Annotated in this window: 19 protein-coding genes; 15 read left to right on the top strand and 4 right to left on the bottom strand. The window is 65.4% G+C overall.

The window, feature by feature from the left end; genetic code table 11:
- The first annotated feature begins 47 nt into the window (after positions 1 to 47).
- The 6 genes from RBA41_RS26480 (at position 48) to RBA41_RS26455 (ending at position 5,520) form a co-directional block, all read left to right on the top strand.
- Entirely contained in the window at positions 48 to 656 is a 609-nt protein-coding gene (locus RBA41_RS26480; RefSeq protein ID WP_306627319.1) for a hypothetical protein, read from the top strand.
- Positions 657 to 663: 7 nt separating this feature from the next.
- On the top strand, positions 664 to 2,034 hold the full coding sequence (locus tag RBA41_RS26475; RefSeq protein WP_306627318.1) for a Dyp-type peroxidase: 1,371 nt from the start codon (positions 664 to 666) through the stop codon (positions 2,032 to 2,034).
- Between the two features lie 80 nt (positions 2,035 to 2,114).
- Positions 2,115 to 2,327, top strand: a complete 213-nt coding sequence (locus RBA41_RS26470; protein ID WP_306627316.1) for a hypothetical protein — start codon at positions 2,115 to 2,117, stop codon at positions 2,325 to 2,327.
- On the top strand, positions 2,324 to 2,671 hold the full coding sequence (locus RBA41_RS26465) for a helix-turn-helix domain-containing protein (RefSeq protein WP_306627315.1): 348 nt from the start codon (positions 2,324 to 2,326) through the stop codon (positions 2,669 to 2,671). The genes RBA41_RS26470 and RBA41_RS26465 overlap by 4 nt, the downstream gene beginning before the upstream one ends.
- Before the next feature lie 96 nt (positions 2,672 to 2,767).
- The gene (locus RBA41_RS26460) at positions 2,768 to 3,058 is read left to right on the top strand and encodes a putative quinol monooxygenase (RefSeq protein ID WP_306627314.1); all 291 of its coding nucleotides are present in this window, start codon (positions 2,768 to 2,770) and stop codon (positions 3,056 to 3,058) included.
- A gap of 92 nt (positions 3,059 to 3,150) precedes the next feature.
- Entirely contained in the window at positions 3,151 to 5,520 is a 2,370-nt protein-coding gene (locus RBA41_RS26455; protein ID WP_306627313.1) for an immunoglobulin domain-containing protein, read from the top strand.
- A 16-nt stretch (positions 5,521 to 5,536) separates the two neighbouring features.
- Here RBA41_RS26455 and RBA41_RS26450 read toward each other — a convergent pair whose 3' ends face one another.
- Positions 5,537 to 5,971 (bottom strand): carboxymuconolactone decarboxylase family protein, encoded by a 435-nt coding sequence (locus RBA41_RS26450; RefSeq protein WP_306627311.1) that lies wholly within the window; start codon positions 5,969 to 5,971, stop codon positions 5,537 to 5,539.
- A gap of 91 nt (positions 5,972 to 6,062) precedes the next feature.
- Here RBA41_RS26450 and sigJ point away from each other — a divergent pair, with 91 nt between their 5' ends.
- Together sigJ and RBA41_RS26440 are read left to right on the top strand one after the other, a co-directional pair.
- Complete coding sequence (sigJ, locus tag RBA41_RS26445) at positions 6,063 to 6,938, top strand: RNA polymerase sigma factor SigJ (protein WP_306627309.1); 876 nt, start codon at positions 6,063 to 6,065, stop codon at positions 6,936 to 6,938.
- A gap of 62 nt (positions 6,939 to 7,000) precedes the next feature.
- Positions 7,001 to 9,142, top strand: a complete 2,142-nt coding sequence (locus RBA41_RS26440) for a TonB-dependent receptor (RefSeq protein WP_306627307.1) — start codon at positions 7,001 to 7,003, stop codon at positions 9,140 to 9,142.
- 49 nt (positions 9,143 to 9,191) lie between these two features.
- Here the strand turns inward: RBA41_RS26440 and ppnN are convergent, their stop codons facing one another.
- Positions 9,192 to 10,562 (bottom strand): nucleotide 5'-monophosphate nucleosidase PpnN, encoded by a 1,371-nt coding sequence (ppnN, locus tag RBA41_RS26435; RefSeq protein WP_306627306.1) that lies wholly within the window; start codon positions 10,560 to 10,562, stop codon positions 9,192 to 9,194.
- Between the two features lie 214 nt (positions 10,563 to 10,776).
- Here ppnN and RBA41_RS26430 point away from each other — a divergent pair, with 214 nt between their 5' ends.
- Positions 10,777 to 12,354 (top strand): peptide MFS transporter, encoded by a 1,578-nt coding sequence (locus RBA41_RS26430; RefSeq protein ID WP_445352075.1) that lies wholly within the window; start codon positions 10,777 to 10,779, stop codon positions 12,352 to 12,354.
- A 61-nt stretch (positions 12,355 to 12,415) separates the two neighbouring features.
- Here RBA41_RS26430 and RBA41_RS26425 read toward each other — a convergent pair whose 3' ends face one another.
- A complete protein-coding gene (locus RBA41_RS26425) occupies positions 12,416 to 13,318 on the bottom strand; it encodes a LysR substrate-binding domain-containing protein (protein ID WP_306627302.1) in 903 nt (300 codons plus the stop codon).
- Positions 13,319 to 13,440: 122 nt separating this feature from the next.
- Between RBA41_RS26425 and RBA41_RS26420 the strand changes: the two genes are divergently transcribed.
- From RBA41_RS26420 to RBA41_RS26395, 6 genes are all read left to right on the top strand, one after another.
- A complete protein-coding gene (locus RBA41_RS26420) occupies positions 13,441 to 14,361 on the top strand; it encodes a Rossmann-fold NAD(P)-binding domain-containing protein (protein WP_306627301.1) in 921 nt (306 codons plus the stop codon).
- A gap of 117 nt (positions 14,362 to 14,478) precedes the next feature.
- Positions 14,479 to 16,878: a penicillin-binding protein 1A gene (locus RBA41_RS26415; RefSeq protein WP_306627329.1), complete on the top strand. Its 2,400-nt coding sequence runs from the start codon at positions 14,479 to 14,481 to the stop codon at positions 16,876 to 16,878.
- 140 nt (positions 16,879 to 17,018) lie between these two features.
- Positions 17,019 to 19,001: an OPT family oligopeptide transporter gene (locus RBA41_RS26410; protein ID WP_306627299.1), complete on the top strand. Its 1,983-nt coding sequence runs from the start codon at positions 17,019 to 17,021 to the stop codon at positions 18,999 to 19,001.
- A gap of 123 nt (positions 19,002 to 19,124) precedes the next feature.
- A complete protein-coding gene (locus tag RBA41_RS26405) occupies positions 19,125 to 19,865 on the top strand; it encodes a hypothetical protein (protein ID WP_306627298.1) in 741 nt (246 codons plus the stop codon).
- A complete protein-coding gene (locus tag RBA41_RS26400; RefSeq protein ID WP_306627297.1) occupies positions 19,862 to 21,604 on the top strand; it encodes an MFS transporter in 1,743 nt (580 codons plus the stop codon). The genes RBA41_RS26405 and RBA41_RS26400 overlap by 4 nt, the downstream gene beginning before the upstream one ends.
- A 220-nt stretch (positions 21,605 to 21,824) precedes the next feature.
- Positions 21,825 to 22,613 (top strand): PP2C family protein-serine/threonine phosphatase, encoded by a 789-nt coding sequence (locus RBA41_RS26395; RefSeq protein WP_306627295.1) that lies wholly within the window; start codon positions 21,825 to 21,827, stop codon positions 22,611 to 22,613.
- Here the strand turns inward: RBA41_RS26395 and RBA41_RS26390 are convergent.
- Positions 22,610 to 22,954, bottom strand: a complete 345-nt coding sequence (locus RBA41_RS26390; RefSeq protein WP_306627294.1) for a DUF5335 family protein — start codon at positions 22,952 to 22,954, stop codon at positions 22,610 to 22,612. The two genes, RBA41_RS26395 and RBA41_RS26390, sit on opposite strands and share 4 nt — an antisense overlap.
- Positions 22,955 to 23,055 lie beyond the last annotated feature (101 nt).

Genomic DNA, 23,055 nt, shown 5'->3' with positions numbered 1-23,055 from the left:
TCAGGCAGTCCAGGCATCACCATTTTTTTAAGACCCAAGGAGCAATCATGAGCGACATCACCCCACAAAATAAATCTTCCAATGACCTCGCGGACATCAAGCGCAAGGTCCAGGAGGTCCTGGGAGACGCCCCCGACCTGCTCAAGCTCGCGCTCGAGAACATGCTGCGCGAGCAGGACCCGAATACCGAAGGCCACGCGGGATCGGCCGGCCGCATCGGCCGCCAGTCCGGCAAGATCTCCGAACTCACGGCCATGGCCGACCTGAAGCCGGGCGGTGCCGACCGCCTGCGCCGCATCTTCAAACTCGTCAACGGCAACTTCAACGGCGCGCAGAAGGTCTCGACCCTGCACGACATGCGTTTTGTATTTTTTGAAAACGATACCAGGATCCTCTTCGCCACCACCTACGATGGCGACTGGGATACCTACATCGAAGACTTCGCGACCAAGATTCCGGACCTGATGGATTTGCTGTTTTCGTCAGTCGAAGGCTGGCCGGGCATCACCGATCCGGGCGTGAAAGACTTCATCGCCGGTCACCAGATCACCGCCGACGGCTGGTACGTCGCCAACCCGAACCTGTCGGTCGTCGAAACGCGCCGCCTGCAAAAGCAGAACGACGCGCTCCAGGAATTCCTGGACAAGATTGCTTGAGATTCCCATGACGATCATCGACACACTCAAAAACCTGGTCCATTCCTCGCCAACGCTGGAACTGGACGACATCCAGGCCACCATCCTCTTCAAGCGTCCCGACCCTTACTACGGCACCCACGTGCTGCTCAAGATCGACGACGCCGCGGGCGGACGCGCGCTGCTCTCGCGCCTGGCGCCGCACGTGCGCAGCGCCGCCGACGCGCGCACCAACACCACCGCATGGATCGCCGTGGCATTGAGCCACGCGGGCCTGGTGGCGCTGGACATCCCCGACGATTCGCTGGCCAGCTTTCCGGCCGCCTTCCGCGCCGGCATGGCGGCGCGTGCCGACCGCCTGCAGGACATCGGCCCGAGCGCGCCAGCCAACTGGGAAGCGCCCTACGGCAGCGGCGACGTGCACGTGACCATCTCGATCTTCGCGCCCGATGAAGCATCGTGGAAGCATGCGCTGGCCACCGCGCAGAACGAATTCAAGGATATCGACGGCGTGACACTGCTCGGCATGCACGACTTCGGCGCGCAGCCGGACAGCCTCAATCCCTTCGGCTACCGCGACAACATCAGCAACCCGGCCATCGACGGCGGCATCGAAGACCTGCTGCCGGGCCAGGGCGACGCGATCAAGGCGGGCGAACTGATTCTCGGCTATCCCGGTGAATCGGGCGTGCCGATGGCGATGCCGCAGCCGGAGGCGCTCGGGCGCAACGGCACCTTCGTCGTGATCCGCAAATACCAGGCCGACGCCGCCGCGTTCAACCGCTTCTTGCGCGATAACGCCGACGACGAAGCCGGCCAGGAACTGCTGGCCGCCAAGCTGGTAGGCCGCTGGCGCAGCGGTGCGCCGCTGACACTGGCGCCGGAACAGGACGATCCGGCCCTCGGCGCCGACCCGAAGCGCAACAACGACTTCACGTACAAGGATGACCAGGCCGGCCTGCAGGCGCCGCACGGTTGCCACATGCGCCGCATGAATCCGCGCGACAGCAAGCTGGCCGTGCTGACCGACGTGAACATCCACCGCATCATCCGCCGCAGCACCACCTTCGGTGCGCCATGGCGCGCGGACCTGCTGGAAGACGACGGCCAGGAACGCGGCCTGTTCTTCATCGGGATCAGCGCCAAGGCGCCCGAGACTGTGGAGTTCATGCAGGCCGAGTGGGTCGACCATGGTAATTTCATGGACCTGGGCAAGGAGCGCGATCCGATCCTCGGCCAGCAGGACGAGGAAAGCACCTTCACCATCCAGAAGCGTCCGGTGCGCCAGCGCATCCACGGCATCCAGACCTTCTGCACGGTGCGCGGCGGTGAATACCTGTTCATGCCCAGCCTGACGGCGCTGCGCTGGCTGGCGGGCGAAGGCCGCGAAACGGCCTGACCGCCACACCATGGGGGCGTCGGCTGCCGGCGCGTATCCATTTTATAGTGCAGGCTCTCTTTTCAGGACGAGTCCACATTGTGAGTACCGACGCCAGTTCGACGCCCCTGGCACGCCTGCGCAGCATGGTCGCCGCGCGCGCCGTGAGCGAAAGCCGGACCGATTCCATCTGGCCCGGCCTGCGCTACTACCGCTTTTCAACGCCGCTGCGTTACGACAAAACCCAGACACTGGCGCCCGGCATTGTCGTCGTGCTTCAGGGCCGGGCGCCATCCGCGATGCCGCGGCGATGAAGCGTTCGGCCCCCCGCACCCAGAAGGCAGTGCAGCTGATACAGCAGCACTTCCGCCGTCCGCTGGATGTCGCCGAACTGGCCGGCGCCGTCGCGATGAGCCCCTCGCATTTCGCCCACACCTTCCGCGAGGTGGCCGGGCTGGTGCCGATGCACTTTTTGCGCATTACCCGCCTCGACGAAGCGCGGGTGCTGCTGGCCGGCGGCAGGCGGCCCGGCGAGGTGGCCGCCCTGACCGGTTTCGACAGCGCCGCGCACTTCACGCGTGAATTCAAGCGCCGCTACGGCGCCCCGCCGGCGCAGTACGCGCGCCAGCTCGCAAGTCAGCAGGCACAGTCAATATAAACGCAGCCTGGCCGCTGGCGGCGCCATTGATCAAGGCCTATCGTATGCGCACGGCCGATTCGCGGCCGCAACCACCATACGCAAAGCGAAGCAACCATGACAGGCACCGTCTTTATCATCACTTTCACCACCCGGCCCGAGGCCGCATCCGATTTCCGCGCCATGCTCGATAACGTCAAGCGCGACCTGCCCACCGTCGCCGGCTGCCGTGGCGTGAGCATCTTTAGCACCAAAGACGATCCGGCCGTGTTCACGCTGGTCGAACAATGGGATAGCGAACAGGCACACAAGGCGCACATCGACCAGCTTGCCGGCTCCGGTGGATGGGACGCCATTGCCGCCTTCTTGCTGGAGCCGCCGTCGGGCCGCTATGCCAGTCAGTTGTAACAAGTCATCACATGGCCTCGGGTCATGCACAAAAAGGAGTACCATCCAGCCTGAAGTATAATCATTCTATTAATCTTACCAATAAGGCAGCCGTGTCGCCCCATAAAACCCGCCAGGCCCGCACCATCAACGCTGCCGCGATCACCACGCTGGTTTGCATAACGGGCCTGAGCGCCTGCGGTGGAGGCAGCGACGGCGGTAGGCCAACTCCGCCGCCGGTGACGGTGCCGGCGGCGCAAGCGCCCTCGTTCACATCGCAGCCGCAGAACCAGTCGGTGCAGGCCGGCCAAAGCGTGACGTTCAGCGCCACAGCCAGCGGCACCGATCCGCTCAGCTACCAATGGAGCCGCAACGGCGTGGCGATCCCCGCCGCCACCGCGTCGGCCTACACCCTGGCCCCAGCCCAGTTGAGCGACAACGCCGCCGTGTTCAGCGTCACGGTGCGCAACGCCGCCGGCAGCGCCGATAGCGCAAAGGCGGCGCTCACCGTCACCGGCACCGGCCTCGTGACCCTGGCCGGCGCCATCGCGGAAAAGCCCGGGCCGGACACGCCCCCCACCTTCGACGTGATGGGCAGCCTGTCCATCGACGCCGCCGGCAAGCTGTTCGTCGCGGGCGGCTACAACATCACCAGCATCGACAGCGCCGGCACCATCCGCCGCCTCCCGGTCGACCCGGTATGCAATACCTGGGCGGCGGGACACGATAAGGCGGGCAACGTCCATGTATCCTGCTGGGCGGCCATCTACAAGGTATCGCCGGCAGGCGTCGTCAGCCTCGTCGCGGGCAACCGCGATGCGCGCGGCGCCGTCGACGCCCAAGGCGCGGCGGCCCGCTTCGACAACCCGCAAGACATCGCGGTCGATGCCAATGGCATCGTGTACATCAGCGACCAGGGACGCGAGGCGGCCAGCCTGCGCCGCATCGACGCCGCCGGCAACGTGAGCACCATGGCCCTGCACACCTTCCGCGGCGGCACCGGTGGCGGCAAGCCGATCACCCTGCGCGCGCCGTCGGGGCTGGCGATTGACGCAGCCGGCAACGTGCTGCTCATCGAAGGAAACCTGATCTACAAGATCGCGGCGGACGGCACCGCCACCATCGTTGCCGGCAGCCCGGACGGCGGCTGGGCCGATGGCGATGCCTTCAACGCGCGCTTTTCGTCCCCGTCCGGCCTGGCCATCGACGCAGCGGGCACGCTGTATGTCAGCGATACCGGCAACGCCAGCATCCGCACCATCACGGCCGACGGCAAGGTGCGGACGCTCGCCGGGCGCTTCGAGCAGATTGGTTCGGCCGACGGCCAGGGAAACAAGGCCTCGTTCAACCTGCCGCGCGGGATCGACGTGGACGCTGCCGGCAACGTGTTCGTCAACGATGCGGGCAACAAGACCGTGCGCAAGATCACGCCGGCCGGTGTCGTCACCACCGTGGCCGGCACGCCGGTCCTGCCGCGTTCGAGCGGGTCGATCGACGGCCTTGCCCAGGACGCGCGCTTTTACGCACCCAAGGGCATTGCCGCCGACGCTACCGGCAACGTCTTCATTGCCGATTCGCTCAACCACGCCATCCGCAGAATCAGCCCGGATGGCGCCGTGACCACCCTGGCCGGTTCGGCACGCGTGAGCGGCACTGCCGATGGCACCGCCGGGCAGGCCAGCTTCCGCCTGCCGGCCGAACTGTCCATTGACGCCAGCGGCAATCTGTTCGTGTTCGACATGGCGAGCAGCCAGGCCCCGGGTATCAGCCTGGTACGCAAAGTCAGCCCGGCGGGCGTGGCCACGACTGTGCAGGTGCCGGTCGACCCGCGCGATGTCACACCGGCCGGCAAGCCTGCCACAGTCACGCTGCCGACGATGACCACCGACGCGGCGGGGAATATCTACCTGGTGAGCACCGCCACCAACGCCAATAATTATTGCCCGACGCCGAAAGACCCGGGATTTTGCGACAGCCTGCGCCGCATCGCGCTGCGCCGCATCGCAGCCGACGGCAGCGTCACCACCCTGGCGGAAAACTACAACGGCACCTCGCCGGGCGTATTGATGCTGGGGTTCCGCTACGGCGGCATGGCAGTCGACAATGGCGGAGCCGTGTATCTGTCGGACCTGGAAAGTAACGTCATCTGGAAGGTGAGCGGCGGCGCGATGACCATCTTCGCCGGCGTCCCCGGCAAGGGTGGCGCGAGCGACGGCAAGGAAGAAGCGCGCTTCTCCACGCTTGGCCGCATGGCGTTCGACAAGGCCGGCAACCTGTTCGTCGCCGACACCGGTAACTTCACGATCCGCAAAATCACGCCCGCCGGCGTGGTGAGCACCCCGGTCGGCACGGCTGGCAAGAACGACCTGGCACTAGGCAGCTTGCCGGGCAGCCTGCCCGCGGTGAGCGGTATCGCCTTCGATGCCAAGGGCGTGATGTATCTCACCGTGGCCGATGGCATCATCAAGGTGGTGCTGCCGTAAGCCGCGCCGCGATACGCTATTCCGGTATTTTGGCAAATCCCACCGCGAGGCGGTTCCACCCATTGATGGTCGAGATCAGCAAGGTGAGATCGACCATCTCCTCGGCGCTGAACTGCGCGGCCAGCGCCGCGTAGCTTTCGCCGGTGTCCGGCTGCTGCGCCAGGCGCGTCATGGTTTCGGTCCAGCCCAGCGCGGCCCGTTCGCGCGGCGTGAAAAACCGCGTTTCGCGCCACACCGACAACGCATGCAGGCGCCGTTCGGCTTCGCCGCCCTCGCGCGCATCGGTCGCGTGCATGTCGACGCAATACGCGCAGCCATTGATCTGCGAACTGCGCAGCCGTACCAGCTCCGCCAGCGGCTTGTCGATACTCGACGTGGCGATGTATTGTTCGAGCGCCACCCATGCCTTGACGGCCTTCGGCGAAGCGGTGTAAAAATCGATGCGTTCCATGCTGATTCCCTTTTGGTGATGTTGATTGGTTGGCCGTACAATCATTAGACGAGCCTGTCGCACCGTTTGTGACAGCTTTCCTCAAAAAAGAATGAACGACACCTTCACCCGCCAGTTCCACCAGCTCCGTCCACGCCTGTTCGGCATCGCCTACCGCATGCTCGGCTCGCGCGCCGACGCCGATGACGCCGTACAAGACACATGGCTGCGCTGGAACGCGAACGACGCGCGCGCCGCGCTGGCCAGCGCCGACGCCTGGCTGGTCACCGTCACCACGCGCCTGTGCATCGACCGCCTGCGCAGCGCCATCGCCGAACGCGAAGCCTACATCGGCCCATGGCTGGCGGAACCGATCGTCACGCGCGCAAGCGACCTGCCCGAGTCGCGCCTGGAACTGGCGGGCGATATCTCGATGGCCTTCATGCTCATGCTGGAGCGCCTCGGTCCCGAAGAACGCGCGGTATTTTTGCTGCATGAAGTGTTCGATTGCGGCTACGCCGACATCGCCGCCGCCGTCGGCAAAACCGAAGCGGCATGCCGCCAGCTGCTGCACCGCGCGCGCGAACGGGTGCGCGCCGCGCGGCCGCGCTTTGCGGTGAGCGATGCAATGCATATGGATTTATTGGGACGCTTCGTGACAGCCGCCCAAAGCGGCGAACGCGCACAGCTGGCGCAGTTGTTCGCACCTGACGCCTCGTTCACGGCCGACGGCGGCGGCAAGGTATCGGCCATCCTCAACGTGGTACGCGGCGCCGACAAGATCGCCCGCTTCTACGAGAGCATGGCGCGCAAGTATGGGGACGTCACCACGTTCGAGCACGCGAGCATCAACGGCCAGCCAGGCCTGCTGCGCCTTGTCGATGGCAAGCTCGATTCGACCATATCGTTCGATATGGAAGATGGCAGGATCAGCGCGATCTATGTGGTGCGCAATCCCGACAAACTGGTGCGCGCGCGCAGGCGCTGAAAGTAGCCGCCGACGGCTGTCAAAATCCGCCCATTGAGATGTAGAAACGTTACAATGCTGGCATGTATTTTATTCAACAGTCGCCACCGCACAGGTGCAAGCACATCACCGTCGCCAACCCATTTCGGTGTGCCGTACTCAGGACGACATTCTCCCTGACCCTGCTCGGACTCGTCGCGCTGCCAGTGAAAACGCGCGCTGAAGAGCCGGCAGCCGCGACGGTGACAGTGACAGCCAAGAAAGAGCCAGTCGTTAAAAAGCTCGATAAGACGGTTTATGACGTTTCCAATATGGCCAGGGCGGCAAACGGTACAGGCCAGGATGTTTTGCAATCGACTCCCGGGGTATCGGTAACGGCCGACGGACAAATTGCGGTCAAGGGAAATACCGAGGTCACCGTCCTGGTCAACGGCAAGCCGACGGCGATGATGTCGGGTGACGAGCGGGCGGTGGCGCTGCAAACCATGAGCGGCACCGACATTGCCAGCATCGAAGTGATCACGAATCCGTCCGCCGCCTACAACGCCAATGGCGGTGCGGTCGTCAATATCGTATTGAAGCGAAACCGCAAGCCGGGTGCGCACGCGCAGTTAAAAGGAAGCGCCACCGACCAGGGCCTGTGGAATGTCGGTGCATCGGGCGACGTGACCAGAAAGGATATCAGCGTGCATGGCAACCTGGCGTACCGCCGTGACGGCACGCAGAAATCGCGCCGGTCGGCAGTCGACTGGCATAATCCTGTCGGCGGCCAAGCCGGAACTACGCTGCAGACGTCGGAGATATTCGTCCGCCGCAAGGTCCAAAGCGCTGCACTGGGCGTCGATTACGCCCTCGGCGACACGGATAGCCTCAGCCTGTCGGCAAGCTATAACGACCGCGCGTCGCGTCCGCTGTTAGACACGCTGAACGTGGCCCGCAGCGCAGCTGGCGAGAGCATCTACCATCGCATCTCCTACGGCCCCAACGAGCAGGCCGACGACAGCGCCAGCCTGAGCTACAGCCACCAGGACGCCGGTAGCGCGCTGAAGGCAATGCTTCAGCGCAGCAATACGAGGGGCCTGATCGACAAGTCCTATCGCGACGTGTTCGTCGAACCGGTGCGCGCCACCAGCTACAGTCGCGGCGCCACCAGGTCGGCGCGCCACCTCAACCAGGCCACCCTCGACTGGAGCCGCGCGTCCGGTCACGGCCAGTGGGGCATGGGCCTCGATATCCAGGACGAGGTCAACGACCTCTATAACTATCGGGCCTCGGTCGATCGTCTGACGGGAGCCGAGACGCCCGATGCCGATACGACCAACGGCTATGCCGTGGCGACAACGCTGAGTGCCGCCTATCTCACCGACCAGGTCAGGCACGGAAAATGGGAAGCGCTGCTGGGCGGCCGGATCGAGCGCATGGCGCTGCGGGTGAGGCCGGCACAGGGCGTGATGCAGACCGGGCGTTGGCAGGCGTTCAATCCCAGCCTTCACCTGAAATATGCCGCCAGCGACACAACCGACCTCACGCTCAGCTATCGGCGCAGCCTCCAGCGGCCCGATCCGCGCGATCTGAATCCGTTCACCACCTACGTGGATGCGCAAAACCTAAGCCGTGGCAACCCCGGCCTCCAGCCGCAGCTGCTGACCTCATGGGAGATCGGCAGCGACGCGGACATGGGGAACCTGAGCGGCAGCGTGAGCGCCTTTTGCCGCACCAGCGGCGACACGGTAGCCGATGCGCGCAGTTTTGCCGACAACGTGCTGGTGACCTCGAAGCAAAATGGCGGTCAGGCGCGCTCGACGGGCGTCACAGGCTCTCTCGATTGGACGCCGGATGCGAAGTTGAGTATGGGCATGGACGGCGGCGCCTATCGCGTGGTGCTGTCCACGCCCGATTTGTATGGCGCTGTGCGCCAGGACGGCATTGCGGGCTATATCAACCTGAGGGCAAGCTACAGCGCCGGACCGGACAATCTGTCGCTCGACGCGCATGGCCAGACATCGGCAATCACACCGCTCGGCCGGCATGGTTCGACCAGCAATGTGAACCTGAGCTGGAAGCGCCAGCTGGCCAAGACGCTCAGCCTGACGGTCAACGCCAGCGATATCTTCGATGGCAGCAAGCGCACCTACCGCACCGACGCGAGCACCTTCCGCCAGACTGGCTACGATCATTTCATCGCACGGCGCATCTATGTGGGCTTTGTAAAAAAGCTCATGTGACGCGAACGAATGCACAGCGGTGCGCGCCGGCCGGCGCGCACCATGCAGCTTAGGTGATCACCCGATAGCACGGCGTGTACGCCTTGCCCGGCAACTTCATCCGGCTTTGCGCGACAAACGACGACAGCAGCGCATCCATCGGCCCCATGATGGCGGCATCGCCGTGAATCTCGAAGTGCCCGAATTTTTCGATGGCGCGAATGCCCTCGTCCTTGACGTTGCCCGCCACCACGCCCGAAAACGCGCGCCGCAGGTTGGCCGCCAGCAGATGCTTTTCCTGGTTCTTGTGCAGGGTCAGGTTGCGCATGTTCTCGTGCGTCGGCCGGAACGGGCGCTGGAATTCCTCGTCGATCTTGAGCAGCCAGTTGAAATAATAGGCATCGCTGCGCGATTTGCGGAATTCGCGCACCTGGCGGATCCCCAGCTGCATCTCCTTGGCCACCATTTCCGGATCGTCGATGATGATCTTGTAGCGCTTCTGCGCTTCCTCGCCCAGCGTATCGGCGATAAACTGGTTAATCTGGATGAAGTAGTCGCGCGACGTTTCCGGTCCGGTGAAAATGAGCGGATACGGCATGTCGGCGTTATCCGGATGGAGCAGGATGCCGAGAATGTACAGGATCTCTTCGGCGGTGCCGGCCCCGCCCGGGAACACAATGATGCCGTGCCCGGTGCGCACGAACGCTTCCAGCCGCTTTTCGATATCGGGCATGATCACCAGGTCGTTGACGATCGGATTGGGCGATTCGGCCGCGATGATGCCCGGCTCCGAAATGCCCAGGTAGCGCCCGCCCGACAGGCGCTGCTTGGCGTGGCCGATGGTCGCGCCCTTCATCGGCCCCTTCATCGCGCCCGGGCCGCAGCCGGTGCAGATGTCGAGGTCGCGCAATCCCATCTGGTAGCCGACTTCCTTCGAGTAGTTGTATTCGATCCGGTTGATCGAGTGCCCGCCCCAGCACACCACCAGGTTCGGATTGCGCTGCGGCTGCAGCACATTGGCGTTGCGCAAGATATGAAACACCGAATCGGTGATCCCTTCCGTGCGCGACATGTCGAACTTGGGGTTGTCGGTGACTTCACTGCTGATGAAAACAATATCGCGCAGCACCGCGAACAGGTGCTCGTGAATCCCCTTGATCATTTTGCCATCGACGAAGGCGATCGCCGGGGCCCCCTTGATCTCCAGCTTGATGCCGCGCTCGCGCTGTACGATGCTGATTTCAAAGGATTTATATCGTTCCAGCAGTTCTTTTCCATCGTCGATGGTGCTGCCGCAGTTCAGGACCGCGAGCGCGCAGTTGCGGAAGATTTGATACAGGCCGCCCTGGCTGGTGTCGAGCAGTTTGAAGACTTCGGCTTTCGAGAGCACTTCCAGCTGGCCTTCCGGCGAAATCAGGGTGTCGACAACGTCATGTTCCATAGTACAAATCCTTTTCGATTCGGTGTAACAAACAAGCCTGCAATGCCAATATACGACAACTCGCCGCTCTTGGGGGGCACAAGTTCCGCTGTGCTTGCGCCGCCTCGTTTCATGGCTTAATTAGCACATCCGGCAAAAATTCGCTGAGCATAGTCGATTTACATTAAAATGCGACCCTATTGGAAAACCGGGGTCACGAGCCGCGGCTGTCCATATGATTTATCCAACCATAACCATATTCAGGAGAAACCGCATGAGCGGTGCCGCTACCACACCCAACCAGGAAGTCGCAATCCCGGAGTTCAAGCAGTTCTTGGGTCACCCAAGTCCGCTTTGGATGTTGTTCATGACCGAATTCTGGGAACGTTTTGCGTTCTACGGTATTCGCTGGGCACTCGTGCTATATATAGTCACGCAGTTCTACGGCGGCGACGCCAGCGGCCAGCAGGCGGCCAACCTGACCTATGGTTCCTATCTCGCGCTGGTGTACGCCGGCGCCGTCTTCGGCGGCTATGTCGCCGACAAAGTCATCGGCTACCAGCGCTCGATCCTGATCGGCGCCGCGTTCATGGCCGCCGGCCTGTTCGCCATCACGGTGCCGAACGAAGATGTGTTCAAGCTTGGCCTGGCCACCATCATCGTCGGTAACGGCCTGTTCAAACCGAACATCTCGACCATGGTCGGCAAGCTGTACACGCTGAACGACACCCGCCGCGATTCCGGCTTCACCATTTTCTACATGGGCATCAACGCCGGCGCCTTCCTGGCCCCGATCTTTACCCAGGTGCTGGCCCAGAAAGTGTTCAACACCGGCGATATCCCGGCCTACAAGGTCGTGTTCTTCGCGTCCGGTATCGGCATGCTGATCAGCCTGGTATGGTTCTTCTTCGGCCGCGCCACCCTCAAGGGCATCGGCGCGCCGCCAGCGGAAGACAACAGCCCGAAGCGCATGATCATGGTGGTCGCCGGCGCATTGCTGGTCATTCCGCTGATGTATTTCCTGCTCAAGGCCGGCGCCGGCAATCTGCAGATCGTGCTGACCATCCTGTTCGTGATCCTGGCCGGCATGCTGATCGCCGAAGGCGTCCGCGACGGCAAAGTCGCACGCGACAAGACCTTCGCGATGATGATCATCTTCGCCTTCAACATCCTGTTCTGGATGTTCTTCGAACAGGCCGGCAGCTCGTTCACCTTCCTGGCCGAGAGCATCGTCGACCGCAAGGGCGCATTGTCGTTCATCACCGCGCCATTCGGCATGACCGAATTCCCGACCGCCTGGTTCCAGAGCGTGAACTCGGTAGCCATCATCGCCTGCGCTCCGATCATTGCATGGGTCTGGGTCGCCATGGGCAAGGCCAACGTCAATCCGTCGATTCCGCGCAAATTCGGCCTGGGCATCATCTTCAACGGCCTCGCATTCGGCCTGCTGATGTACGCACTGACCCATCTGGTCGATCCGACCTACGGCAAGATCCCGTTCTGGACCCTGTTCGCGGTCTACTGGGTGCAGTCGATCGGTGAGCTGTGCCTGTCCCCGATCGGCCTGTCGATGGTCACCAAGCTGGCACCGGTGCGCCTGGTTGGCCTGGGCATGGGCGGCTGGTTCCTCTCGACCGGTATCGGCAACAACCTGTCCGGCATTTTCGCCAGCCATGTCAGCGGCGAATCGGGCATGTCGATCGCGTCGGCACTGTCCGGCTACACCCAGGGTTTCTGGTGGCTGATGATCGGCGGCGTGCTGCTGTTCCTGCTCGCACCGTTGATCCAGAAGCTGATGCACGGCGTGAAGTAAGCCTTGTAGCGCCATGAACAACGGCGGCCCGCGGGCCGCCGTTGTCGTTTACGTGCGCGTATTACGAAGACTGTTCCAGCGCGCGCTGCATCTCGTTCATCTCCGCCACCAGCCAGGCGCGGAAGCGCTGCACCTTCGGCATGTTCTCCTTGCTGCGGTTGACCAGGAAGCGGTAGCCGCTGCCGAACGGCGCGCTGCGGCAGCTGATCTGCCGCAGCGACCCTTTCAGGATATCCTGGAACGCGATCCCGTACGCCACCAGCGCAATCCCCTGCCCCGCCACCGCCGCCTGGGCCAGCACGCCCCAGTGGCTGTAGCCGCGCGAAAAATCGTATTTACCCTTCAGTGCCTTGTTTTCGTTAAGCAGCTGCAGCCAGGATTCGGTCGAATTCTCGTACAGCAGCGGGAAATTGGGCAGGTCCGCCAGGGTCAATTCGGCCTGGCCCGGCGCCAGCAGGTCGGGACTGTAGACGGCGATCAGGCGCTCGCGAAACAGCAGCGCCGGGTCGCCATCGCTCACCGGCCCGTAACGCACCGCCACGTCGCTGCTGTCGTCTTCCAGGTTGACCGGCGCGTCGTTCGAATCGAGCCGGATATCGAGTTCCGGATACAGCTTGGTAAACCGGTGCATGCGCGGCACCAGCCACTTGATGGCGAACGAATGGGTGGTCGAGATGCGCAGCACCGACTCCTCGTCGCCGCCTTGCAGGGCCCCGACCTTGGCGCGCAGTTCGACGAGCATGCGCCCCACCGCCACCGCCAGTTCCTGGCCCTTGGCGGTCAGGGTCACATGGCGCGCATGGCGGATGAACAGGGCGAAGCCCAGGTTCTCTTCGAGCTGCTTGACCTGCTGGCTGATCGCCGCCGGCGTCTTGTGCAGCTCCTGGGCGGCCAGCTTGAAGCTGCCCCAGCGCGCCGCGCAGTCGAAGTCGACCAGGCCGGAAAGCGTGCGCAGCGGCTTCATGCATATCCCATGAATAAGATTTTCTTGCTCATCGATTCAATTTTTCTCGTTTGTTGAATCGCCATACTAAGCAGAAAATATACTGGAATCAACAAGGGAATGCGATGCGCAAGAATATATTGGTGATAGGAGGTACCCGCTACTTCGGCAAGCTGCTGGTGCAGCGTTTGCTCAACGCGGGTCACCAGGTGACGATTGCCACGCGCGGCATCACCGCCGACCCGTTCGGCGCGCGCATTGCCCGCATCCGGGTCGACCGCCGCAACGAACACGCCATGCGCGCCGCCTTTGCGCACATTTCGGGCACTGACGGCTACGACATCGTCTACGACCAGATGTGCTACAGCCCCCTCGACGCCGCCATCGCCGTCAAGGTTTTCGCCGGCAAGGTGAAACGCTACATCGTCGCCTCCACCATCGACGTCTACCGCGACCTGCTCGGCCGCCAGGATGCGCCGTTCGCGGAGGACGACATCAATATGCTCGCCCAGCCGATCGACACGCGCTATCCCTGGCATGACCCGAAACTGGCCACCCGGAGCTACGTGATGGGCAAGCTGCAGGCCGAAGCCTATCTGTACCGCGACGGCTCGCTGCCCCTGGTGACGGTGCGCATCGGCCACGTGCTGGCCGGCGCCGAGGATTTCACCGGCCGGCTGGCCCATTACGTCGACCTGGTGCGCCAGCACGCGCCGCTGCGCTACGCCAATGCGGCCGCCGCCAGCTCCTTCATGAGCGCCCAGGGCACGAGCAACTTCCTGCTGTGGGCTGGCGCACAGGATTTCCTGGGACCGGTCAACGCGGCCTGCGACGGCGGCCTGTCCGCGTTCGACCTGTACCAGCGCATCGGCATGCTGCTCGACGTGCCGGTGCGCGCGCTGCCGGCCAAGCCGCCGGTTGCCGCCGGCGAACTGAGTCCCTTCGACTATCCGGCCCCGTACATGATGGACACCGCCCGCGCGGCGCAGCTGGGCTACCGCTTCGGCCACAGCGACGACTGGCTCGATCACCTGATCCTGCAGCACGACCTGGCCTTCGTCTGAGCGGTCGCGGGGCCGCGAAAGCGATCGACTATAATTCGCCGGACAGGGCCGTCACTCTTGGCACGGCCCGCCCTGGCGGACATCGTTTTGACTACAGATACCTTTTTCAAGCGCTGGATGACGCGCAAATACATCATCCGCGCCCTGCTGCTGGTGCTTGCCGCCGGCCTGCTGATGGTACTCGGCTTGCTCGGCTACTTTTATGGCGTGATCGTGCCGCGCGTGCCGGCCATCGATGCGGTGACCGACTACCGCCCCAAGATCCCGCTGCGCATCTACACCGCCGACAATGTGCTGATCGGCGAATTCGGCGAAGAACACCGCGACTTCATCTCGATCGAGCAGGTGCCGCCGATGATGAAAAACGCCGTGCTGGCCATCGAAGACACGCGTTTCTACACGCACGGCGGCGTGGACTGGATCCGCGCGGCCGGGGCGGCGCGCGCCAACCTGCGTGGCGGCTTTCGCGAAGGGGCGTCGACCATCACCATGCAGGTGGCCCGTAACTTCTTCCTCACGCGCGACAAGGTCCTGGGACGCAAGGCCGATGAAATCGCCCTCGCCTTCAAGATCGAGAACGCGCTCAAGAAAGACAAGATTCTCGAACTGTATATGAACCAGATTTTCCTGGGACGGCGCTCGTACGGCTTTTCCAGCGCCGCCCAGGCCTACTTCGGCAAGCGCCTCGACCAGCTCTCGATCGCCGAGATGGCCATGCTGGCCGGCGTGCCGCGCGACCCGGTCGGCAACAACCCGGTGGTCAACCCGCGCAACGCCAAGCAGCGGCAGATGGTCGTGCTCAGGCGCATGCGCGAGCTGGGCTACCTCAGCGACGCCCAGTACACGAGCGCGAAAGAGGAACCGATGCGTATCGCCGCCAAGCGCCAGGAATTCGACACCCACGCCGAATACGTGGCCGAACTGGCGCGCCAGGTGGTGTTCGATCAGTACCGGGATGACGCCTACACCCGCGGCATCAGCGTCTACACCACCATCCTCAAGGCCGAACAGGATGCCGCCTACGACTCGCTGCGCCGCAACGTGCTGGCCTACGACCAGCGGCACGGCTACCGCGGCCCCGAATCGTTCATCGATATGCCCTCCGACCCGGACGAGCGGGCCGACGAAGTGCGCGAGGAGCTGCGCAAGCGCCCCGTCAGCGACGGCCTGCTGCCGACCGTGGTGACCGAGGTATCGGCCAAAATGGTCGCCGTCGAAACCATGGACGGCGAGCGCATCGACATCACCGGCGCCGGCTTGCGCTTCGCCGCGCCCGCGCTGGCGCCCGGCGCCAAGGCCGCCATCAAGCTGCGCCCGGGCGCGGTGGTGCGCATCGCCCAGGACAAGAGCAAGGGCAAGGATAAGGAGAAGGACGACAAACCGTGGTCGATCGTCCAGCTGCCGCAGGTGGCGGCCGGCTTCGTGGCGATCGATTCGGCCACCGGGGCGTACCACGCGCTGGTGGGCGGCTTCGATTACGGCCTGCACAAGTACAACCACGTCACCCAGGCCTGGCGCCAGCCCGGCTCCGCGATCAAGCCCTTCGTCTATTCGGCCTCCATCGAAAAGGGGTATTCGCCGGGCACCCGCATCCTCGACGAAGCACTCGAGATGCCCAGCGGCGGCACCACTACCTGGACGCCGCAGAACGACGACGGCAAATTCGACGGCGACGTGTCGATGCGGCGCGCGCTGGTGCACTCGAAGAACGTGCCGTCGGTACGCCTGCTGCGCGCCATCGAGGTCGGCTACGGCCATGAATTCCTCGGCAAGTTCGGCTTCGACCTGACCCGCCACCCTAAAAACCTGACCATGGCGCTCGGCACCGGCGCGGTCACGCCGCAGCAGCTGGCGGGCGCGTATGCGGTGTTCGCCAACGGCGGCTTCGCGGTCAAGCCCTACCTGATCGCAAAAATCACGGACGGCAACGGCACCATCCTGCTCGAGACGCCGGTGCCCGCAGTCGGCGAGGAGAGCATGCGCGTGATCGACCAGCGCAACGCCTTCATGGTCGACAGCATGCTGCGCGACGTGACCCGCTCCGGCACCGCCGCCGGCGCCACCAGGCAGCTTGGCCGCGGCGACCTGGCCGGCAAGACCGGCACCACCAGCGACGCCTTCGACGGCTGGTTCGCCGGCTATGCCGGCAACGTGGTCGGCGTGGCCTGGATGGGCTACGACGAGCCGCGTTCGCTGGGCGGGCGCGAGTTCGGCGCCACCCTGGCCATGCCGATCTGGATCGATTACATGCGCGCCGCGCTCGACAAGCGTCCCGTCAAGGAACGCGCCGTGCCGGAAGGCGTGATGCGCGAGGATGACGACTGGATCTATGCCGAATACGCGGGCAGCACCGAATTCAAGACGATCGACATGGACGTGCTGCCGGGCGACCCTGGCGAGCCAGGCGAACCGGCCGTGCCGGGCCAGCCGCCGGTTCCGGGCTTGCCCGCCGTGCCGCCGGTGCCGCCGCAGCCGCCGCAGCCAGTACACGGCGCGGAATCGCAGGCCGGCGGTTAGGCAATGGCCCGAAGCTAGTGGTTAGAGCCGCGGGGTAGTAACGGAACCGACGCAGTATTTGCATTTCGCTTCCGCGTTTGCGCTTTGCCAGCTATGATGAGACGCTTTTTTAGCACCCCTTTCTCATACTGGAGCAGTCGATGGCGAACGTCGCCCTAGCCGGACCAAAAGAAATCACGATCAGGGGAGTCCTCCTCGGAATCGTCATCACCCTCGTCTTTACAGCCGCCCAGGTCTACCTGGGCCTGAAAGTAGGCCTCACCTTCGCCACCTCGATCCCGGCCGCCGTCATTTCGATGGCGCTCCTGAGCGCCTTCAAGGACGCCACTATCCAGGAAAACAACATCGTCCAGACCATCGCCTCGGCGGCGGGAACCCTGGCATCGGTGATCTTCGTGCTGCCAGGGCTGCTGATGATCGGCTGGTGGGCGCACGTGCCGTTCTGGCCTACCTTCGGCGCCTGCGCCATCGGCGGCGTGCTGGGCGTGATGTATACAGTACCGCTGCGGCGCGCGCTGGTGTCGCAGTCCGACCTGCCCTATCCCGAAGGCGTGGCCGCGGCCGAAGTGCTCAAGGTCGGCATGTCCTCGCGCAGCGGCGCGGCCGAAGGCAAACTCGGTCTGATGGCCGTCATCTGGGGCAGCGTGACCTCCGCGCTGTTCGCGGCCGCCGCCGGCGCCAAACTGATGGCGGGCGAAGTGGCCGTCTATTTCAAAGCCGGCTCCGGCGCCACCGGCATCGGCGCCGCCAGTTCGCTGGCCCTGCTGGGCGCCGGCCACCTGATGGGCATCACCGTCGGCATCGCCATGCTGGTCGGCCTGATCATCGCCTGGGCCGTGCTGGTGCCTGTATTGACGTCGATGGATCCGATGCCGGCCCTGTCGGCCGCCGACCACGCGCTCGGCGTATGGAGCAAACAGGTGCGCATCATCGGCGCCGGCACCATTGGCGCCGCCGCCATCGTTACCCTGGCTGGCCTGGGCAAGCCGGTGCTGGGCGGCCTCAAGTCGGCCCTCGAAACTGCCCGCAAGGCCAAGATGACCGGCGCCGAAATTCCGCGCGCCGACCAGGATCTGCCGATCTTCATCGTCGGCCTGATCACCCTGCTGGCCATGGTGCCCGCCGGCTGGCTGCTGGCCAGCTTCCTGCAGGGCGGCGTTCTGTCGAGCCTCGCGCTGCCGCTGGTCGCGGTGGGCGTTGGCTACATCCTGGTGGCGGGCGTGTTCGCCGCCGCGGTGTGCGGCTATATGGCGGGCCTGATCGGTTCATCGAATTCGCCGGTGTCCGGCATCGCCATCCTCACCATCCTGGGTGCGTCGCTGAGCGTCGGTTTCGTCGGCAAACACATCATGGGCCCGGAAGTGGCGCATGCGCTGGTCGCCTATGCACTGTTCGTCACCACCGTGGTGCTGGCGGTGGCCGTTATCGGTAACGACAACCTGCAAGACCTGAAAACCGGCCAGCTGGTGGGCGCCACGCCGTGGAAGCAGCAGGTCGGCCTGCTGATCGGCGTCGGTGCCGGTTCGGCCGTGGTGCCGCTGGTGCTCGAACTGCTGAACCGCGCCAATGGCTTCGCCGGCGCGCCGAACGTCGGCGTGATCTCGGACAATCCGCTGGCGGCCCCGCAGGCCACGCTGATTTCGACCCTGGCCAAGGGCGTCATCGGCAATAACCTCGAGTGGGACCTGGTCGGTTACGGCGCCTTGCTTGGCCTGCTGCTGGTGGTCGTCAATTTCGTCGTCAGGAAGGCCAGCGCCGATCGTTACAGCCTGCCGCCGCTCGGCGTGGGCCTGGCGATCTACCTGCCAAGCGCGGTCACCGCGCCGGTGGTGGTCGGCGCCGTCGCCGGCTGGCTGTTCGAACGCGCCGTGAGCAGCGCCACCTGGGGCGAAACGGCCAAGCGCATCGGTGTCCTGATCATGTCCGGCTTTATCGTCGGCGAGAGCCTGTTCAACGTCGGCCTGGCCGGCTTGATCGTCGCCTCGGGTGTGGGCGAACCGCTGGCCATCGCCAACGGCATGAGCGAAACGACCCACATGCTGATCGCCCTGGTGCTGGGCGCTGCGATTGTCAGCGGCCTGTATCGCTGGGCCGCGCGCAGCGCACAAAAAATCGCTGCCTGAGTATCCAGGCGCCTCCCCGGCGCCTGCCTGCCTCGCCCAGGATGCCGGCCGGCGTCCTGGCGAACCATGGATGAGCTCGTTCGATGCTACACTTATTGTCGTTCGAATACTATTTCATGCACGATGGCGCCATCCCGACTCAGTCTCTTCATTGCCGCGCCCATCGTGCTGCTGTCCGCGCTGGCGCTGGGCCTGGGCGTGGCGCTGCAAGCGACCCGCCTTGACGACACCACGCGCGCCATCGACGAATCGCGGCTGCGCTTCACGCTTGACGAATTGCGCACCCGGTTCGAGGCGCGCATGGCGATCGGCCTGCCGCTCAAAGCCTTGCCCGACGCCGCCGCGGTACTCGAACGCGAACTGCGGCGCGATCCCGACATCGTCTCCATCAGCGTGATCGACAACGCCGCCGCCAGCGTGTTTCGCGCGGGCGCCGCCGACGCCGCTCCTGCGGCGCCGCTCGGGCAGGCCGCCGCGCGCGACTGGCTGCTGCGCGAACCGGGTTTCGTCACCCTCGGCGCGCGCCTGTCGCAGCCTGGCGGCACCCCGGCCGGCACGCTGCTGCTGCGCCATGCCACGCACCGCCAGGCCGGCGCCATCGCGCTGGTGGCGCGCGAACTGACCTTGGCCACCGTGTGCGCGGTGCTGCTCACCACCTTCTGTTTCGTGTTCGGCGTGGACCTGCTGGTGCGGCGCATGGACGACACCCTGGCGCGCATGCACGCGGCGCTCGGCCTGCCCCCGTCCGGCGACGGCGCCGCGCCGCATGCCGCCGCGCTGGTGGGCGACGTCAACGTGGCGGCGACCAACGCGCTGCACGACCTGGCGGCGGCGCGCGACACGCTGGCCCCGGCCGCCGAATGATGCACGTGCAGCGGCGCGACCGCGAACTGTACGCGCGCCCCACGCGCCGGCTGTGCGCCTTCGTGCTGGCCGTGATGCTGCTCACGCAAGTGGCGCTGGCGGCATATGCCTGGTCGCTGTCGGACCAGCGCTTCCTGCCCGCGCTCGAACGCAAGGCCGAGACGATCGGCCAGGCGCTGGCGGGGCGGCTGGCGCGCGCCATCGACCAGGGCACGCCGCTGGCGCAGGCCGCAACCAGCGGCGGCGCGTGGGAAGCAATCCTGGCGCGCCACGGCGACATCGCCTACATCCTTCTCACCGATGCCAGCGGCAAGGTGCTGTACCGCGGCGGCAAGGGCGCCGAAGTGATCGCGCCGGAGGACTACCTCGACACCCGCGCCGACATCGTGCACCGCTACGTCCGCCATGGACAGGTGCACGTAGGCGTGGAACGCGGCTACGTGCGAACGCACATGTCGGCGCTGCGCTACGATCTGGCGGTGCTGCTGCTCGCCAGCCTGTGCATCGCGTTCGAGGCGCTGTGGTTCATCGTCACCCTGAATTTTTCGGCTCCGGTGCGCCAGGTGATCGCCGTCATGAGCCACATGGCCGCCGGCGACTTTCGCCACCGCGCCGCCGCCGGCCCGCCCGATGCCCTTGCCGCGCGCCTGAACCAGCTTCAAGCGCGCATCAATGACGGCTTTCGCGAGGTCGCCCGGCGCGCGGCGGCGCCGGCGCAGCAAGCCATCGGCGCCATCGTGCTGCGCCGCCTGCGCGCGCGTTATCGCTTCGACGAAGACGGCATCAGCGGCCCGCTGGCGCGCCAGCGCATCGTCACCGTGCGCCTGCTCGCCTTTTTGTGCGTATTTGCCGCGCTGCTGGTGCAGCCGGTGCTGGCGCCGCACGCGGGCGCGTCGCCCCTGCCGGTCAGCGCCTTCGTGCTGGCGCTCATGCTCACGCTGGCCTGGGCCGGCCCCTGGTCGGACCGGGTTGGCCGCCGGCGCGGCTATGCGGCGGGGGCGCTGGCCACCGCGGCGGCCCTGGCCTGCAGCGCGCTTGCCCCCAATCTGGCGCTGCTGTTGCTGGCGCGCGCCGCCGGCGGTGTTGGCGTGGCGCTGATGCTCAGCGCCTGCCACGGCTACGTGCACGACAACGCCGACGCCAGCGGCAACGCGCGCGGACTGGCCCTGCTGGCCGGCGGTGCGGCGCTGGCGGCCTGCTGCGCGCCGGCCGCCGGCGCCGTGCTGGCCGACCATCTCGGTTACGCCGGCGCGTGCTTCGCCGGCGCCGCAGTCGCGCTGGCCGGCGCCGCCCTGGCCGCTGCGGTGCTGGACCGGCGCAGCGCCCGCCCGCGCCTGCCAATGCAATCGCCGCGCCCGTCCCTGGCGGCGCCCGCCGTCGTGGCGACGGCCTTCCTGTACCCCGGCGTTTTCATGTTCCTGATCCCGTTGACGACGGCGCAGCTGGACGACGCCGGCCTGTTTCCCCTCCTCGCCGGCCTGGCCGCGGCGCTGCTGGCGCTCCTGTTCGCGCGCACCCGCCCATCGGGAAAGGGCTTGTACCTGGTGGCCGGCCTGGCCGCGGCGGCAGGTCCCGTCGCCGCCGCCCTGCTCGCGCGCGATGTCGGTCCGGCCGGCGCCATGCTGGTGCTCGGCGCGGCCACCCTGGGCACGGCATTGCTGGCGGCGCTCGGCCTGGCCGCTTTGAACCGTCCACGCAACGCGGTGGCGCCGCTCGCGGTGCCCGAGCGCTTGCCCTAGCCCGGGCGGCCCTGGCCCGGGCGGCCCTGACCCGGGTGGCCCTGACCCGGGTTTTTTTGCCCTTTCAGGCCGGACAAAGCGTACCCTGCGTGCTAGCATGGCAAATATGCGATCGCCGCCCACCATCGGCGCCGGTCCACCTTCAGGAGCCGCCTTGTATTTTTGGAAGCAACTTTCACCCTCCGCACCGCACCGCCTCGCCGCCGGTACGGCTTTTGGCATGACCGACACCGGCACCGTCCGTCCCTCGAACGAGGATAATTTCCTGATCGATGGCGCGCTCGGCCTGGTGGCCGTGGCCGACGGCATGGGTGGCCATGATTCCGGCGAGATCGCCAGCGCCGACGCGCTCACCTCGCTGGCCCAGTTCCTGCACGCCAGCACCGACGCCGACAGCAACGGGGTGCCGCCCACCTTCCGGCCCAGCCCGTTCGACCCCGGCGCCACCGATCCGGACGGCATCGCGAGCGACGCAGCCCTGGCCGCCATGGTCACGCTGCACGACGCCGTCGAGTTCGCCAACCAGCGCATGTACCAGACCAATCTGGCCAACCGGCGCGGCGATGGCGGCGGCATGGGCACCACCCTCACCGGCCTGTGGCAACCCGAACCGGGCGGGCCGATGCTGGTGTTTCACGTCGGCGACAGCCGCCTGTACTGCTACCGCGCCGGCCGCCTGACCCAGCTCACGCGCGACCAGACCATGTACCAGGAAGCCATCGAAGCGGGCGCGACCGGACACTTGCCACCACGCAATCTGCTGCTGCAAGCGCTCGGACCTTCGTGCGACGTCCATCCGGACCTGCGTATCCAGGCGGTGGAAGCAGGCGATGTGTATCTGCTGTGCAGCGACGGCCTGTATGGCGCAACGTCCGACGAGCGCATCGCCGCCCTGCTGGCGGGAGCGGGCGTGGACCGGCTGGGCGACTGCTGCAAGGAACTGATCGCCACCGCCTTGCGGGACGGCAGCCGGGATAACGTCACGGCCGTCCTGCTCCAGTGCGACTAGGGCGCTGCTGACGCCGGCAGCATGAGCGGGTCGCGCAGCCGCACGATTTGCTCGACGCCGTCGTCATCGATCACCAGCACGCTGTTCAGATTGACGCCGTGACGGTCGAGAAAAATGTCGCGCACATGGGCGATCGTGTGGTCCCAGCCTTCAAGAACGATTTCCAGGATGTCGCTGCGCTCGTCGTACACGATACCCAGCAGCGGCGCGTAGTCGGACGCGACCTGCGCGCCGATGCGCAGCGAATTGACATCGATCTCAGCTTGCTTTCCGGGCAAGATTTTCGACATTGCGTCGAAAAAACCGTGCCAGGCGGATTTATCCAGTTTTTCCGTGCTCATGACAATCTCCTGTGGCTCACGCTGTATTGGACAGGCGCAGGAAGATAAAATTCCATGGTGCCGGACGATTCCAACCGATGTTTCTACTGAGTAATCGGGTA

The sequence above is a fragment of the Massilia scottii genome, from assembly GCF_030846495.1.
Lineage (GTDB): Bacteria > Pseudomonadota > Gammaproteobacteria > Burkholderiales > Burkholderiaceae_D > Telluria_A > Telluria_A violaceinigra.
The sequence above is the reverse complement of the archived record's forward strand: the minus strand, read 5'-3'. Positions and strand labels throughout refer to the sequence as shown.